12 protein-coding genes and 2 tRNA genes are annotated in these 15,846 nt (G+C 51.5%); 9 read left to right on the top strand and 5 right to left on the bottom strand.

Features of this window, described 5'->3' with window-relative positions:
* The first annotated feature begins 6 nt into the window (after positions 1-6).
* Positions 7-1,029 carry an aminoglycoside phosphotransferase family protein gene (locus tag B5D40_RS06400; RefSeq protein WP_078776254.1) on the top strand — a complete coding sequence of 341 codons (1,023 nt, stop codon included), beginning with the start codon at positions 7-9 and terminating at the stop codon, positions 1,027-1,029.
* Here B5D40_RS06400 and B5D40_RS06395 read toward each other — a convergent pair.
* Positions 1,004-1,936 (bottom strand): NAD-dependent epimerase/dehydratase family protein, encoded by a 933-nt coding sequence (locus tag B5D40_RS06395; RefSeq protein ID WP_233126366.1) that lies wholly within the window; start codon positions 1,934-1,936, stop codon positions 1,004-1,006. The genes B5D40_RS06400 and B5D40_RS06395 overlap by 26 nt on opposite strands.
* Positions 1,937-2,208: 272 nt before the next feature.
* On the opposite strand from B5D40_RS06395, the gene B5D40_RS06390 reads away from it, so the two are divergent.
* The 4 genes from B5D40_RS06390 to hisD all read left to right on the top strand — a co-directional run bounded on the left by B5D40_RS06390 (position 2,209) and on the right by hisD (position 7,959).
* Positions 2,209-3,684 carry an amidophosphoribosyltransferase gene (locus B5D40_RS06390; RefSeq protein ID WP_078776253.1) on the top strand — a complete coding sequence of 492 codons (1,476 nt, stop codon included), beginning with the start codon at positions 2,209-2,211 and terminating at the stop codon, positions 3,682-3,684.
* Positions 3,685-4,497: 813 nt separating this feature from the next.
* Positions 4,498-5,055, top strand: coding sequence for a DJ-1 family glyoxalase III (locus B5D40_RS06380; RefSeq protein ID WP_078776251.1), 558 nt, complete (start codon positions 4,498-4,500; stop codon positions 5,053-5,055).
* A 43-nt stretch (positions 5,056-5,098) separates the two neighbouring features.
* Positions 5,099-6,685, top strand: a complete 1,587-nt coding sequence (gene cimA, locus B5D40_RS06375; RefSeq protein WP_078776250.1) for a citramalate synthase — start codon at positions 5,099-5,101, stop codon at positions 6,683-6,685.
* Positions 6,682-7,959, top strand: coding sequence for a histidinol dehydrogenase (hisD, locus tag B5D40_RS06370; protein WP_078776249.1), 1,278 nt, complete (start codon positions 6,682-6,684; stop codon positions 7,957-7,959). The genes cimA and hisD overlap by 4 nt, the downstream gene beginning before the upstream one ends.
* 105 nt (positions 7,960-8,064) lie before the next feature.
* Here the strand turns inward: hisD and B5D40_RS06365 are convergent.
* Positions 8,065-8,137: transfer RNA gene (locus tag B5D40_RS06365), tRNA-Gly, on the bottom strand.
* A gap of 69 nt (positions 8,138-8,206) precedes the next feature.
* Here B5D40_RS06365 and B5D40_RS06360 point away from each other — a divergent pair.
* From B5D40_RS06360 to B5D40_RS06345, 4 genes are all read left to right on the top strand, one after another.
* Positions 8,207-8,797, top strand: coding sequence for a hypothetical protein (locus B5D40_RS06360; RefSeq protein ID WP_078776248.1), 591 nt, complete (start codon positions 8,207-8,209; stop codon positions 8,795-8,797).
* A gap of 115 nt (positions 8,798-8,912) precedes the next feature.
* Entirely contained in the window at positions 8,913-9,764 is an 852-nt protein-coding gene (gene ispE, locus B5D40_RS06355) for a 4-(cytidine 5'-diphospho)-2-C-methyl-D-erythritol kinase (RefSeq protein ID WP_234978158.1), read from the top strand.
* Positions 9,765-9,809: 45 nt separating this feature from the next.
* Positions 9,810-9,882 (top strand) — tRNA-Gln (locus B5D40_RS06350).
* A 27-nt stretch (positions 9,883-9,909) separates the two neighbouring features.
* Positions 9,910-10,554, top strand: coding sequence for a 50S ribosomal protein L25 (locus B5D40_RS06345; RefSeq protein ID WP_078776247.1), 645 nt, complete (start codon positions 9,910-9,912; stop codon positions 10,552-10,554).
* 126 nt (positions 10,555-10,680) lie between these two features.
* Here B5D40_RS06345 and B5D40_RS06340 read toward each other — a convergent pair whose 3' ends face one another.
* Genes B5D40_RS06340 through metG form a run of 3 tightly spaced genes read right to left on the bottom strand, consistent with a single transcriptional unit; the run spans position 10,681 to position 15,632 of the window.
* Positions 10,681-12,720 carry an ATP-dependent DNA helicase RecG gene (locus tag B5D40_RS06340; protein ID WP_078776246.1) on the bottom strand — a complete coding sequence of 680 codons (2,040 nt, stop codon included), beginning with the start codon at positions 12,718-12,720 and terminating at the stop codon, positions 10,681-10,683.
* Between the two features lie 40 nt (positions 12,721-12,760).
* Positions 12,761-13,516 (bottom strand): TrmH family RNA methyltransferase, encoded by a 756-nt coding sequence (locus B5D40_RS06335; RefSeq protein WP_078776245.1) that lies wholly within the window; start codon positions 13,514-13,516, stop codon positions 12,761-12,763.
* Between the two features lie 22 nt (positions 13,517-13,538).
* Complete coding sequence (gene metG, locus B5D40_RS06330; protein ID WP_078776244.1) at positions 13,539-15,632, bottom strand: methionine--tRNA ligase; 2,094 nt, start codon at positions 15,630-15,632, stop codon at positions 13,539-13,541.
* Between the last annotated feature and the right edge of the window lie 214 nt (positions 15,633-15,846).

The following is a 15,846-nucleotide window of genomic DNA, read 5'->3' as shown; positions in this document are numbered from 1 at the left end:
TTTATCATGGCTGTTGAAATGCCGCAAATAGGTGCTAAAATTTTCAAGACCCTTGGCAATAGGGGATTCTCTTCTTCCGCAACTTGGTCTCTCGCCGGTTCTGCCGGCTCTGGGCGACAGTATTTTCGTATTCGTGAAAACGGCAAGTCCGCCATTCTCCAGACGAATGCTTCCGCCAACGAGGATTTTGAACGTTTCGTTTCTTTGGGCAGGTCGTTTTCGGCGTTCAAGTTGCCGACTCCTGAAATTTGGGCAGTCGATGAAGAATCCAGTCAGGTCCTGATGCAGGATTTGGGAGAAAATACGCTTCTTTCGCAAATGCTGAACAACGGGGAACTGACGGGGAATGTCCGCATTCTTTATCCGGTGGCCATCGAAGCGCTTGTGCGTTGGCAGGAATCCAGTTCGAGATTTTTCCTTTCTCGCCCGGATATTGCCGCACGGCGTTTTGATTACGATGCGCTCAAGTGGGAAACCGATTATTTCCGGACGAACTATTTGCAGAAAAAGCAGGGAATCACGGAAATTCCGATGGAAGTGGAAAACTTCTTTGCGACTTTGGCGTGCATGGTGGATACGCATCCGAAAGTCCTGATGCATCGGGATTTTCAGTCGCAGAATATCATGGTGTGCAGCAATTCCGAAGTGGGATTCGTGGATTTTCAGGGCGCGCGCCGAGGATCCATGTTCTATGATATCGCTTCGCTCTTGTGGGATCCGTATGTCTCCCTTCCCGAAGAAATCGTTGTGGACTTTTTCACGGAATGGTATCGGACTTATTTGCCGGTCTCGCAGTCCTTTAGTCCCGAAGACGCTTGGACTCTATTTATTCAAGCCAGTTTGCAACGCCTGATGCAGGCTTTGGGCGCATTCTGTTTCCTTTCGACGGAAAAGAAAATCCAGAGCTTTGAAGCGTATATCGAACCGGGAAAAAAACGGCTTTTGCGCGTGTTGGAACTTTACGAGTCGCTGAGTCCTTCTTACCACAAAGCAATTGCTTTTCTCAAGAATTCGCTAGCGTCTTCTTGAGTTGCCACTCGATGTGGTTTTCAATTTCGGCGTGGGCGTCAAAGCTTAATCCGAATGTGGTTGCGATTTTTTCGACGGAAAACAGCATGGGTCTGTCGGACCATCCCAGATCTTGCTCCACAATTTTTGCGGAGCATTTTTGTCGGGTGATGGCTTCGTATTTGGCGATCATGCTTTCGGCTATTTTGCGCCAGGAAATCCAAGACGAACCGAGTCCGAGGAAAATTTCTTCGTTGTAATCGCTGTCGAGAACCCGATGGAATAGTTTGGCCTGATCCGCCGCCGAAATAAACTGTGTGCCATCGTTTTTGATGAGAGAAATTTCGCCGCCGCGAACGATCGCCTGCGCCATCAAGGCGAAACGCTTGTCCGGTTGGCTTACCCCATCGGATGAAAACGCGGGGTTTCCAAAGGTGTAGCCGGGACGGATGATGTTCCTTTTCATCGACGTGGAGCGAAAGCCCAGTACAAAGGCTTCGCCGGCAGCTTTGGTCGCTCCGTAAAGGTCGATGGGAATGTTTGAAACATTTTCGTTCATGACGGCGCGGAATTTTCCCATGGCCGCCGTGCTGCTGGTATAGATGAATTTTTGGCAGCCCGCTTTGGCGGCGGCTTGCAAAATAAGGACGGAAGATCGGGTGTCGTTCTCCAGCATGGAAAGAGGGGTCTCTCCCCAGCCTAGTGCGATATGGATGCAGGCGTCGCAGCCTTCGAGTCCTTTGGATATGGCGGCAACGTCCTGAATGGATCCTGTCACCAGAGTGACTTGTGGATGATGGGCAAGCGTTGGAATTTTGTCCGGGTGCCGGGTGAGAATCACAATCTCGTGTCCGCAAGCTACAAGTTCCTTGGCCACGTAGTGGCCGATAAAGCCGGTTCCGCCAGTCATGAAAATCCGCATATTCATTCCTCAAAAAATGCTTTTTACGAAACTAGATTTCTTTTTGGAAAATGGACGTTTATCAATGTAAAAGTTTAATAAGGCCTCCATTAAAAATTGCCTTGTCGAAACACGCTAACCAGCGGTCTCGGAGCCTATCGAAGGGCGGCAGAAATTTTCTTCCATCTCCATCGTATGTGTCTGAGACGGCGTTTTTCCCGTTTTGGCGCTATTCTCAAGTCTTGGTAATTTTCTATCTTTGTTTTCCGAAAAAATCCTTTTGAATCAAGGAGCTGTATATGGGCGGTTTTTGTGGCGTTGTTTCTAAACAAGATTGTGTCAGCGATCTTTTTTATGGAACCGATTACCATTCACATCTTGGAACCCATCGGGGCGGCATGGCCGTGTTGAAGCCGGACGGCAATTTTCACCGTTCGATTCATAATATCCAGAATACGCCGTTCCGCAGCAAATTTGAACATGACCTCCGCTCTTTTTCGGGAAACGTCGGCGTTGGAGTGATTTCGGATACCGATCCGCAGCCGCTCGTGATGACTTCAAAACTGGGGACGTTTGCGATTGTCACTGTCGGGCTTATTTCGAATATCGAAGAATTGAAGGAAGAACTTTTCCGCAACAACTGTATGCAGCTCCAGTTTTCGACGACGAGCGGAATGGTCGGACCGACCGAAGTCGTTTCGGCCCTGATTGCCACGCAGGATTCTATTGTGGATGGCATTCGCTATGTTCAGGACAAGGTGAAGGGCAGCTGCTCTCTCCTGATTTTGGATCGCAGTGGAAAATTTTACGCAAGCCGGGACAAGTGGGGCAGAACTCCTATCGTCATCGGCAAAAAGGACGGGGCGATGATCGCCGTGCAGGAAAGTTGCGCGCTTCCCAATCTCGGATACGAGTATGTACGCGATTTGGGCCCGGGCGAAGTCGTGGAATTGACGCCGGATGGAGAATCGACTCTGGTTCCTCCCGGAAAGAAAATGGCGATATGCTCTTTCCTTTGGGTGTATTACGGTTATCCCGCTTCCAGCTATGAAGGTCGCAATGTGGAAATGACCCGCTACCGTTGTGGGAGCGCGCTGGCGAAAAGAACGCCTACGCTTGCGGATGCGGCTTGCGGCATTCCCGATTCGGGAACTTCCCATGCGCTGGGCTATGCGCATGAAGCGGGAATCAAATTTTCACGTCCGTTTGTCAAATACACGCCGACATGGGCGCGCTCCTTTATGCCGCAGGACCAGCGTCAGCGGGAACACGTCGCGTCGATGAAGCTCATCCCGATTTCCGGGCTTATCAAGGACAGACGTCTTGTTTTTTGTGACGATTCCATTGTCCGCGGAACCCAGCTGGGAAAGCAGGCGGAAAAACTCTATTCGATGGGTTGTAAGGAAACGCATATGCGCATCGCCTGCCCGCCGCTTGTCTATCCGTGCAAATTCATCAATTTTTCCCGTTCTAAAAGCGAATACGATTTGATTACCCGTCGATACATTCGGGAACAGGAAGGTGAGAACGCGGATGTGGAAAAATATACGAATCCGGACGGCGAACCCTACAAAAAAATGGTGGAATACGTCCGCAACAAATTGAATCTGACGTCGCTCGCCTTTCAGCGCATTGACGATTTGGTTCATGCGATTGGGCTTCCGGCGGAACAGCTTTGCACGTATTGCTGGACGGGCAAGGATTATGCGGAAACGGGCGATTGCTTCCACTGTCCCTGCGGCGGCGAATGCCCGGGGCATTCCAAGGAAGAGTAGCTGTTTTCAGCGCCTTGGCTATCTGTGATAAGGAGTAATAGGGCATGTACGGACCTCAATTGTGTCCAACTTTTTGTCCGCATTCCCAAGTGTGAATTATCTTTCGCAAGGTGAACTCTTCTTCAAAGTGGGAATTTTCTTTTCACATAATAAATTCTTCTCGCAGACTGTGAGATGCTCGTCTGCGCCCCATAAGCCTTGGGGGCTCAGCTTCCTTTAGGCGAATTCTCCCTTGCAGGGATGCTTAATCTGTGCAGGCATCTCGTCATTGCGAGCAGCGATAGCGCCGTGGCAATCTTGTCAGCGAGAAAAGGATTGCTTCTACACTTCGAGTATAACTCCATTAAGGTAACAAAGTTACCAAGTGTCGTATATCCACATAGAGGATAACTCCACTAAGTCAATAAATTGACAAGTGTCGTATAACCCCTTCGGGGTTCGGGGTGACGGTCGCTTTCAAATGTGGCTGATTTTCTCCTTGGCAAATTCGCAATGACGGTCCCTTGCAGGGATACTTCAACTACGGAATCAAAGATTCCAAATTTCAGGGATGCTCGTAGGAGGATGCTGTTTTCCCTATGAAGTCTAACAACTGACAACTAATCACTGATCACTAATTACAAACCTCTGACCATGGTTCGACTAGTTCGACAAGCTCACTAACCGACGGTCCCTGAGTTTATCGAAGGGCACCAACCAAGCAAATCGGTGGAATTTTGTATATGGGTTCCGTTTTTTTGAAAGACCGACAGTGCAACGGTCGTCTCCGATTTTTTTGAAAATGTATTTTTTGCAAAAACCAAAGGAAGTTTTATGCAGAATCATTTTTTGTTCTTGTTGGCGGACGGTTTTGAAGAAACGGAAATGGTCGTCCCGTTCGATATTTTGCTTCGCGGCGGCGTGAAGGTCTTGCTGGCGAGTATCCGCAAAGAGTTGAATGTGAAGGGGGCGCACGGCTTGCTGGTCAAGGCGGACGTGCTGCTTTCGGACGTGGACATTTCGTTGTTTTCGGGAGTGTTTTTGCCCGGCGGCAGTTTGGGCGTAGAAAATCTGCGGGCTTCGGAAGCGGTTCTGGATGCGGTCCGTTCCTTTGCGTCGGCGGATAAATGGGTGATGGCGATTTGCGCTGCGCCGACAGTTCTCGCTTCGGCGGGAATCTTGCACGACAGGCGCGTTACCAGCTATCCTTCTACGGAAACGGATGTGTTGCCGCATTGCGGTTCCTATTCCCAGGAACGGGTTGTTGTCGATGGCAAATTGCTCACGAGCCGCGCTCCGGGAACGGCGGAAGAATTCGGCTTTGCGCTCTTGGAACTTTTGGAAGGCAAGGAAAAGGCGGAATCGGTGCGTTCCGCCATGGTTGCTCGGTAAAAAAATCAAAAAGCGAATTTTTTATTGCTAAATTGAAATCGCTATGCAAGACGTATTTCTTTACGATACTACTTTACGCGACGGCAATCAGGACCGCAAAATCTCCCTTTCCTTGGCGGACAAATTGCAGGTCGCCAAATTGCTGGACACTTTTGGATTCGATTATATCGAAGGGGGTTGGCCAAATCCCAGCAATCCGACGGATGTCGAATTTTTTAAGCGCATTGGCGAAATGCAGTTGAGCCATGCGAAAGTGGCGGCGTTCGGCAGCACTCGCCGTCCCAAGATTCTGGCGGAAAACGACCCGCTGCTTCAGGCTCTGGTGGCGAGCGGCGCTCCGGTCAAAACGATTTTTGGCAAAAGCTGGGACTTGCACGTTACCGACGTCATCCGCACGACCCTCGAAGAAAATCTGGACATGATAGAATCTTCCATCCGTTTTCTTCAGGAGCATTCCGAAGAAGTCATTTACGATGCGGAACATTTCTTTGACGGCTACAAGGCGAATCCGCAATATGCGCTGGAAACCATCAAGGCGGCGACTCTCGGCGGCGCGGATTTTATCGTCCTCTGCGATACGAACGGCGGCACGATGCCCTGGGAGTTGCAAGGGATTTTTGAAGAGGTCAAAAAAGTGACCGATGTCCCGCTCGGCATTCATGCGCACAACGATAGCGGAGTCGGCGTGGCCAATTCCTTGGTGGCGGTCAAGTCTGGTGCGCAAATGATTCAGGGCGTGTTGAATGGCTACGGGGAACGCTGCGGCAATGCGGACCTCACGACTATCGCTGCCGATCTGGTTCTGAAATTGCAAAAGAATGTCTATTGCGGTAAAAATTTGAAGGAACTCCGCAAGGTGAGCCTCGCTTTGGATCAGATTGTGAATCTCCCGAGTGACGTCCATTCGCCTTATGTTGGCGATGCGGCATTTGCCCACAAAGGCGGAGCCCATATCGATGGCGTGATGAAGGTCTCCCGGAGTTTTGAACACGTCGATCCGAAACTGGTGGGGAACAATCGCGTCTTTGTGACGAGCGATCAGGCGGGCGGTTCCCTGGTGGTGGAAAAAATCAAGGAACTGCTGCATATCGAAGTGGACAAGAAAGATCCGAAGGTGCAGAATCTTTTGCGCTTGATCAAGGAACGCGAAAATGCGGGCTGGCATTTCGACAGTGCTGAAGCGAGTTTTGAAATGCTCGTCTATCGCACTCTCGGGCGTTTTGAATCGCCTTTCTCCGTGGAGAATTACCGCGTCATCGAGGACCGTTCGGAACAGGGCGTCAGCGTGTCGCAGGCTTCCGTCAAGCTGCGCGTCAAAGACGAGATAAGCCATCAGGTGGCGGAGGGCGATGGCCCGGTGAACGCTTTGGATGCGGCATTGCGCAAAGCGCTCGTGCCCTACTATCCCTATATGAAAAACGTCCATCTGAAGGATTTTAAAGTACGCGTTCTCGGATCGAATGTCGGTTCCGATGCCCATGTCCGGGTCTGGAGTACCTTTGGCGACGAAAACGGGGTCTGGCACGTGGCGGGAGTTTCGACGAACATCATCGAGGCCTCGTGGTTTGCTCTGGTGGACGGGCTCTCTTACAAGTTGTATCTGGAATCCTTAAAAGGAAGTGGCAAATGAAAATCATCAAGGTCAAGCAGAATTCGCAAGAAGTCGATCGCATTTGCGCGCGGGGTGTCGCTCCGACGGAAGAAATTCACCAGAAAGTCAAAAAGATTCTGGAAGACGTGCGCACGGGCGGCATGGCCAAGGCTGTCGAATATGCGCAAAAGTTTGACGGACTTCAGGGTAAAAAGCTGTCGGTTTCAGAAAGCCAAATCGCAAAGCTCGCCGACAAAGTTTCCCCGACTTTGGCAAAGGCGTTGCGCCAGGCGATCAAAAACGCTGTCGCTTTTCATCAGCACGAATTGAATGACCTGAAGGGCTTTTCGTTTCAGGGCAAGAATGGCGAAGTGCTTGGACAACGGATTCGCCCTATGCGGCGTGTCGGGCTTTATGTGCCGGGCGGTGCTGCGGTCTATCCCAGCACGGTGATTATGAACGCCGTTCCGGCTTTGGTCGCGGGCGTCGATGAAATTGTCGTGACGACTCCGGCAAAAGACGGGATTCATCCGTCGGTCGCTTTCGTTCTCCGCGAACTCGGCATTTCGGAAGTTTACCACATCGGCGGCGCACAGGCGATTGCGCTGCTCGCATACGGCGCGAAAGGCGTTGAACCCGTGGACAAGATTGTCGGGCCGGGAAATGTTTTTGCGGCAATTGCCAAGAAGGAAGTTTTTGGCGTCGTGGATATCGACATGATTGCGGGCCCTTCGGAAATTCTCGTTTTGGCGGATTCCTCGGCGGATCCCGATTTTGTGGCGGCTGACCTTTTGAGCCAGGCGGAACACGGCTCCGGTTTTGAAGCGGCTCTCTGCATTACCGACAATATGGATACCGCTAAAATGATTTCCGAATGCGTGGACGAGCAGGTGGAGCGTTCCCCGAAAAAGGAACTGCTCGAAAAGGTCCTGGAAAATTTCGGGCGGATTCTGGTCGTCAAGGATTGGTTCGATGGCGTGGCGATTGCCAATCGGATCGCTCCGGAACATTTGGAAATCATGACGCGAGAAGCGGAAGAGCTTTCCCAAAGCATTGTGAACGCGGGAGCCGTGTTTATCGGTCCTTGGTCCAGCGAACCCGTCGGCGATTATTTTGCCGGTCCGGATCACGTGTTGCCGACCAATGGGACGGCGCGCTTTTCGAGTCCTCTCGGCGTTTATGATTTTGTCAAGCGCATGAGCGTCATCCAGTATTCGCAGAAGGCGATTCTGAAAAACGGCAAAGCGATTGCGGAAATGGCGAATACCGAAGGCTTCTTCCATCATGCACAGGCGGTTTTGAAACGCCTGTAATAGAAAAAGCACCCCGAAGGGTGCTTTTCTTGGAAAAACGAAAAATTCGCTCGAAATTTTGCAGAAAACGAAAACCCACTGGCTTGCACCAGTGGGTTCTTTTCGAGCGGAAAAAGGGACTCGAACCCTCGACGTTCAGCTTGGGAAGCTGACGCTCTACCAACTGAGCTATTTCCGCAGACGTTACAAATGTAATAAAGAAATGCCGGTTTGGACAAGGGAGAGTGAAAATTTTTATTGTTGTGCCATGTTCAAAAGAAAATTTTTTCTTGTACTCTTGTCGGCGTTGGCTTTGAACGCTTTTGCGGAAGATTCTCCCCAGAAGAAATCCTTGTGGGATTCCTTTACGAGTTTTTTCAGTTCCAAGGCGGAACCGCAGGGCGAAGGTGCCATGTATCAGCAGCTCGCCGATATCGACAATGAAATTCAAGAAACGCAGTGGCGTTATTCGCGGGAACGGCGTTCCGTTCGGAAATCGCGTTACAAGATGCACCTGAAAGAGCTGGGCGCACGCCGGGATTCGCTCTCGGCGGAAATTGAAAAAGCGAAAACCGCTCCCGCTGGTTCCAGTTCGTCCAGCCAAAATCTTTCTTCGCAGGCGAGTTCCTCTTCTTCGCGAGTCGTCCTTTCTTCGTCGAGTGCCCTATTAGAAAAATCGCCGCAGTCTTCTTCATCTGGAAATGCGACGCCGCCGAAAAAAAAGGCAGATCCCGTTCCGGATTCTGTTGTCGTGACGGTGACGGTCACCAAGTTTGTGCATGACACGGTTTTCGTTCACGATACGATTTTCATTCGGGATACGCTTGTCGTCCATGACACGATTTATGGCAACCTCTAAAAATGTATTTTCAAAAAATTGTTGCGGTGCATCGCATTGGCGACTCTCACAAATGGTCTCTTAAACAGGAAGTTTTAAACGGATTCGGTTCTTACAAAACAAAAGGATTTTTCAGATGATTCATGAATTTGCTCCGGCGAAAATCAATCTTTTTTTGGACATTCTGGACAAACGTCCCGACGGCTATCACGATTTGGGAACTCTTTTCCAGACGATTGATGTGGGCGACGAGCTTTCTGCGGAGGCCAATACGTCGGGGGAGATTTCCGTGCGCTACAACTTTCCACAGGAATATCCCCTAGAAAAAGATTTGGTGTATAAGGCTGCGCTTCTGTTGAAACAGGAGCTTGGCGTTCGGGCGGGCGCGGATTTCTATCTGGAAAAAAAGATGCCGCTCGGGGCGGGGCTCGGTGGGGGCAGTGCCGATGCCGCAGCGGCGTTTCGGCTGCTCAACCGTTTGTGGAACTTGAATCTTTCTTCGCGGGAAATGGAATCGCTGGGGGCGAAAATCGGTGCGGACGTTCCCTTTTTGATTTGCGGGGGCAGCGCTTTTGCCGAAGGCATTGGAGACAGGCTCACTCCGCTTTCTCCATTGACATTGCCCGCGGGTTCCGCTTTGCTGGTGGCGACCCCGCTGTGTACCGTGCCTACAAAGGCCGCCTATGCGGGTTGCATTCCTTCCGGGGATGCCCGTTGGAAGGCCTATCGAAAATCCGATTTCGCCGATTTCAAGTCGGGCGCGTTCAATAAATTTGAAGAAACGGTTTTGCCCCAGTTCCCGCCGATTGCCCGCCTCAAACAGGAAATGCTGTCGTTGGGAGCGGACTTTGCCCTCATGTCAGGCTCTGGAGCTTCGGTTTTCGGCGTGTTTCCCTCTCGCTTGCAAGCGGAGAATGCAGCGAAAAAATTGGCGCCCACTGTCCGTTATGAAGCCGTTACTGATTTCTTTTGCGGTTTTTTGCGCTGATACCTTGCGAACTGGAAAAAACTTTTCTATCTTTGGGAAACCCTTTGGGGTATCGTCAAGTTGGTAAGACAACAGATTTTGATTCTGTTATTCGTTGGTTCGAGTCCAGCTACCCCAATAGGTTTTTTATTTTACTGGAGAAAAAATGCAGCTTACAACACTCAAAGCAACCTCGAGAGTAGCAGGGTCGTCGCGCGCAACAGGTCGTCTTCGTAAGGAAGGCTTGATTCCGGCGGTCTATTATGGTAAGGGTCAAGAGTCGGTAAGTATCAGCGTCAAGGCTCAGGATGTGGCGAAGATTCTCGCTCCGGGCAAGCGCTATACGCTTCTGGATCTTGAAATTGATGGCAAGGTCGGCAATCCGGCTGTCATTTACAGCTATCAGAAAGATTCCATTTCTTTTGCCATCGAGCATATCGACTTCCTCAAGATTGACGAAAAAATGCCGGTCACGATTCGCGTCCCGGTCGTTTTGAGCGGTCTCCCCGTCGGCGTCAAAAATGAAGGCGGTCTTTTCTCCCAGATTACCCGGTATATCAAACTCAGCACGGTTCCGGAAAAGATTCCGACAAACGTTGCTCTGGACATTACCGACTTCCATGCGGGAACGACTTTCTATGCGAAGGATCTCAAGTTGGAAGGTGCCGAATTGGCTTCTCCGGAACGCACCGTAATCTTTACGATTTCTACGAAGTCGAAAGCGAAAGCCGCTGCTGCTGAAACGGCAGATGCGACAGCTGCCGCAGCTCCTGCAGCCGCTGCTGCTCCGGCTGCAGATGCCAAAAAGTAGTTTTCATATTGATGAAACAAGGATGCTCGCAGAAATGCGGGCATTTTTTGTATAAAGACCCATAGGGCTAGCCCTTTGCTAGAATCCGCCTTGCGCTGGTAATTTTCAAAACGCCAGCTACCACTCCTAATGCACGCCGTCGCTGTTTCCTTGGGGAAGGGCGGCGTACCAGTTTTGGATTTTTTCCTGCGTCTCTTTGGAAAATCCGGGTTTGTTGTCCAGAATTTCTTCGGCAAGGGTGAGCATTTTTTGAATCAGTCCCTGGTCGGCAATCCAGTCGAACCAGCGGAAAACCCAGGCCCCGCTTTGCTCTGAACCTTCCAGATTTCCCGCGCCGCGTTCCTGCATATCCATTTCGGCGATTTTGAATCCGTCGTCGGTGCTGGCAAAATGGGTCAATCGTTCGTGGGCGGGGCTTTGCTGTGGGACGATTAAAAAACACCAGGCTTCCTGATTTCCTCTGCCCACGCGTCCGCGCAGCTGGTGCAGTTGGGCGAGTCCAAAGCGTTCGGGCGCATCAATGACCATCAGGTTGGCTTCGGGAACGTTCACGCCGACTTCGATGACCGTCGTCGCCACAAGAACCTGGATGTCGCCTTTGGCAAAGGCATTTAAGATGGCATCGCGTTCGGTTTCGTCCATTTGTCCGTGGACGGCTCCGACTTTCCAATGGGAATTGAATGATTCCAATTCTTCCTGCACTTCGCCGACGCTCCGAGAACCGCCTTCGTCGTCGATTTCAACACGGCTTACGACCCAATAGCAGCGGTTGCCGTTTTGCACTTCGTTCAAAATGAATTTTTTCATATCGTCCCGTTTGGCGGGGGCGACCAGTCGGGTCTTGACGGGCTTTCGACCTGCGGGTTTCTCATTTAAAATGATGGGTTCCAGATCCCCGTAAATCGTCATGGCCAGGCTTCTGGGAATGGGAGTCGCGCTCATGACCAGCAAATCGGGGTATGTTCCTTTTTTTAGCAGGGCTTCCCTTTGGTTTACGCCGAAGCGATGCTGCTCGTCGATGACGACAAAGGTGAGATCTTTAAAGAGGACATCCTTGGAAAACAGCGCATGGGTTCCGATGACGATCTGCGTGAGTCCCATTTGCAGCTCTCCGGAAATCGTCTTTTTTTCGGCGGCGGAGCAGGCTCCCAAAAGCAGGGCGGAACGGATGCCGGCAGCGTCGAAAAAGGGCTTCAGATTTTTATAGTGCTGGCGAGCCAGAATGTCGGTGGGGACCATGAGGGCGCATTGTTCGCCGCACTGGGCGACGGCGAGCATGGCAAGCATGGCGACGACGGTTTTTCCGCTGCCGACATCGCCTTGCAGCAGGGCGTGGAATTGCTTTTTCCCTTGGAGTCCGTCCAGAATTTTTTGGACGGCGTCTTTTTGTCCGCGGGTCAGTGCAAATGGCAGGGACGCTTGCGCTTTTTGCAGAAGCTCCTGGTCGATGTCACGCGCTTTTCCGCGAAAGACCAGATTGCGGCGGCGGACATTCATCCGCAGGCAAAAGGGGAGCAGTTCGATTTTTTTCAGTTGCTGCTTGGCTTGCATCGCTTCGACAAAGGTTTTGGGCGTATGCAGCCGTTTCAAATTTTCGATAACGGGCGCGATTCCCATATAGTCAGTCAGTTCCGACGGTGGCGCATTGGGAACCGAAAGATTGGGCAATGCAAAAATTTTGGGATACAGGTTTCGGAAAAAATTCTGCTCAATTTTGGCCGCGTGTTCCGCTTCGGTGATGGTATAGACGGGTTCGATTCCGCCGGCAAATTCTTCGCCCTCTTCCATTCTTTGCATTTCGGGATGGACCAGCTGGAGGCCGCGGTAATCGCCGAGCTTGCCGATGACGCACCAACGGCTTCCTACGGTAATCGTCTTGGCCCAATGCCTCGCCCCGCGAAAAAAAACGAGGTTCACTTGCCCTGTTCCGTCGTCCAGAACGGCTAAGACCCGGCTCATTCTGCCCGGCACAATTCCCGAACGCCGAATCACGCCCGTAAAGATGACGTTTTCGCCGACTTTGCTTTCGGCGATTTTATTCAGGCGGGTCCTGTCGAGCCAGGTGCGCGGAATGTTGAAAAGCAAATCGGAAACCGAGTGCAGTCCGGATTCGGAAAGCGCTTTCAGCCGTTTGGGTCCAAGCCCCGGAATCGAAGACAAATCCATATTTTAAAAATAGAAAGACGGAATGGAAAATTGGGGTATGTTAGAATCCGTAAGCGTTCCGGATGGCGTAGGCTAAAATAGCGAAGGCGCTGGCGACGTTCAAGCTCGCTTTTCTGCCGGCCATGGGAATTTCGATTTTCAGGGAGCATTCTTTCAAAAGTTCCGGAGCGATTCCCAGCTCTTCGTTTCCCAACAGGATGAGTCCTTTTTTAGGCCAGACGACGTTCTGAATGGGGATGGCGTTTTCGCCGGTTTCCAGTGCCAAAATGGCGTAGCCCTGCTGCCGAAAATTTTGGATGCAGTCCAGCGGCGAATCCCAGCGTTGGCTCTTTACCCATTTTTCAGTTCCCCGGGCGGCGCTTTTCAGCATGGCGTGTGAAATGTCGGGTGTGTATCCGGACAAGTGGACCGCTTCAAGTCCCAAGCAATCGGCTGTGCGGAATAGGGAGCCGACGTTGAAAGCACTGCGCAGATTGTGCGCCAGGACGCTATAAGGCAGCGTGGGCAAAACGGAATCCTGTCTGTCGCCGGGTTCGTTTTCCAGATACACGTCCCGTTCAAAACCGAGTCCGCATTCCTGCCGAAAGTTTTTGTATAGCTCGATGAGTTCCGCCTGGTTCTTGCCGTCCAGCCGTTTTTCGGGAGGAAGCTTCGCCCATTCGGCGTAATCGCCGTATTCCTTTTTGGCTTGGGCGATGTCGTTTCCCAGCTGCAAAATGAGAATCCGCAAAAGTTCCGCAAAGCGTTTGGCGCGGGTCTTGGGCGGAAGATTCAAAAATTTGCGTTCGGAATACATGCGCGTTGCCGAAAGTGCGGATTTAATGGACTTTTGCGCCTTCCGCCACGTCGCATTTGACGGGCTGTCCGTTCACTTCCAGAGCGTTCTTTCCGCAGAAAACCACTTGGCCGTGTACGTCGAGCGAAATTTTTTCAAAATCCTTGACCTTGAGAATGCGGGCTTCCGCTGAAGGGGCGATTCCCTGGAAGAGGGCGCGGTCGCCGGGTTTTGCGCTTTCGGGTGGGGTGAGCAGTTTGCAGACGTGTTCCGTATTGGTGTCGCCGGCAAAGAGCATCCCGTTGCTCATGATGCCGCGGAGCGGGGCGGGCTTGAGGTTGGCAAAAAGGACGATCATGCGGCCTTGGAGTTCTTCCGCAGTATAGCTTGCGCGAAGGCCCGAACAGATGGTGCGCATTTCAGGTTCGCCCGCATCGACTTTTAGCACGTAGAGCGAGTCGGCGTCCGGATGGTTTTGCACATCGACAATTTTTGCCACGCGGATATCCATCGCCGCTGGGACGTCTTCTGCCGAAAGAGGCTTGTTTTGCTTGGGCTTTGCTTGCGCTTCGGGCTTTTTGATTTCTTCGACGATCCGCGGGAAAAGGGCTGCGCCTTCGCCAAATTTTTCGCCGCCCTGGAATTTTCCCCAGTTCAAATCCTGAACGCTGTCGAGGGAAGTGCCGAGCATGGCGAGACCTTCCCGACTTTTGGACGGAATGATGGGCGAAAGAAAGCTGAGCGCCAAGCGGATGGCTTCGGCGGCGGTGAAGAGTACGGTGGCGAGTTCGCCCTTCCGACTTTCTTCCTTGGCCATTTTCCATGGAGCTTTGACTTCAAAGTAGCGGTTTACGGAGCGCACGAGCGACATGATTTCTTCGACGGCCTGGGAAAGTTTCACATTTTCCAGCAGGGCATTGACGGATGCGCTCAATTTTTCGGACTGATTTTGAATGGCTTTTTCTTCGTCTCCAAAGGGGAATTCGGGCTTGGGCAGAACTCCGCCGAAATGGGTGAGAACCAGCCGGTGAACGCGATTGACGACGTTTCCCAAGTCGTTGGCCAAGTCGCCATTGATGCGCCGGATAAAGCTTTCGTGCGTAAAGCTAGCATCCTGACCGACGACCATATCCCGGGCGAGGTAGTAGCGGAAAGAATCGACGCCGTATTTTTCCATGTAATCCATCGGATTGACGACGTTTCCCGTCGTCTTGCTCATTTTGTCGTTGCCGACGAGCCACCAGCCGTGCGCCAGAATGTGTTTCGGGAGAGGGAATCCCAAAGCGAAAAGCATGGTCGGCCAGTAAACGCTGTGCGTGGTGATGATGTCCTTGCCGACGAGGTGGTAGGATGCCGGCCAAATAGGTTCTCCATTGGCAAATGTCCTTCGGGGAACCAGATTGCCGTTTTCGTCCAATTTCATCACAGCGCTCACATAGTTCAACAGGGCGTCAAACCAGACGTAGGTCACATAGTCGGTATCGAACGGCAGGGGAATGCCCCAGCTCAAGCGCGCTTTCGGGCGGCTGATGCAAAGGTCGTTCAGCGGCTGTTTTAAAAATCCGCGGATTTCGTTCCAGCGGTAATCCGGCACGATCCAATCTTTATGGCTTTCGAGATAGTCGATCAGTTGCTGCTGATAGGAACCCATTTTGAAGAAATAGTTCTTTTCTTTTATCCAATCGACGGGACGGTGACTGATCGGGTCGCAGCCGTTTTCGTCGAGTTCGTCTTGCGTGAAAAAACGCTCTTCGCCGACAGAATACCAGCCTTCGTATTCTTTGGAATAAATCTGCCCTTTGTCCCAGAGCATTTGCAGGCACTGGCTCACGAATTGCTTGTGGTCGGCATCGGTCGTGCGAATGAAAAAGTCGTAGCCGATATCCATTTTCTTCCACAGATTTTTGAACCGCAGATTGTATTCGTCCACGTGTTCCTGCGGTGAAACGCCGCGCTTTGCCGCCGCTCGCTGGACTTTTTGGCCGTGCTCGTCGGTGCCGGTCAGGAAAAAGGTTTGGTAGTCCAGAAGTTTGTGGAAACGGGTGAGGATGTCGGCGAGGACCGTCGTGTAGGAGTGCCCAATATGGGGCGCGTCATTGACATAATAAATCGGAGTGGTTACGTAAAAATTTTTCATGGGCGGAAAGATAGAATTTTTGATTGGGGAATGATAATCAGTCTTCCACCAAATAGTCTCAATTATATTTAGTCAGCCCTTAAAAAGTCACTTTGCGAACGTAAGATAAGGACGTTCGCATTTTTTGTTCATTCCGTTCCACAGAAGGCAAAAAAAAGTACAGCCATTCCAACAGGGCAAAAAAGCGCCTCATGGCCCTCTTGAAGTTGAACGC

The organism is Fibrobacter intestinalis, assembly GCF_900167415.1.
In the GTDB taxonomy this organism is placed as follows: Bacteria; Fibrobacterota; Fibrobacteria; order Fibrobacterales; family Fibrobacteraceae; genus Hallerella; species Hallerella intestinalis.
Note: the sequence above shows the minus strand (reverse complement) of the source record. Positions and strands in the feature narration are given on the sequence as shown.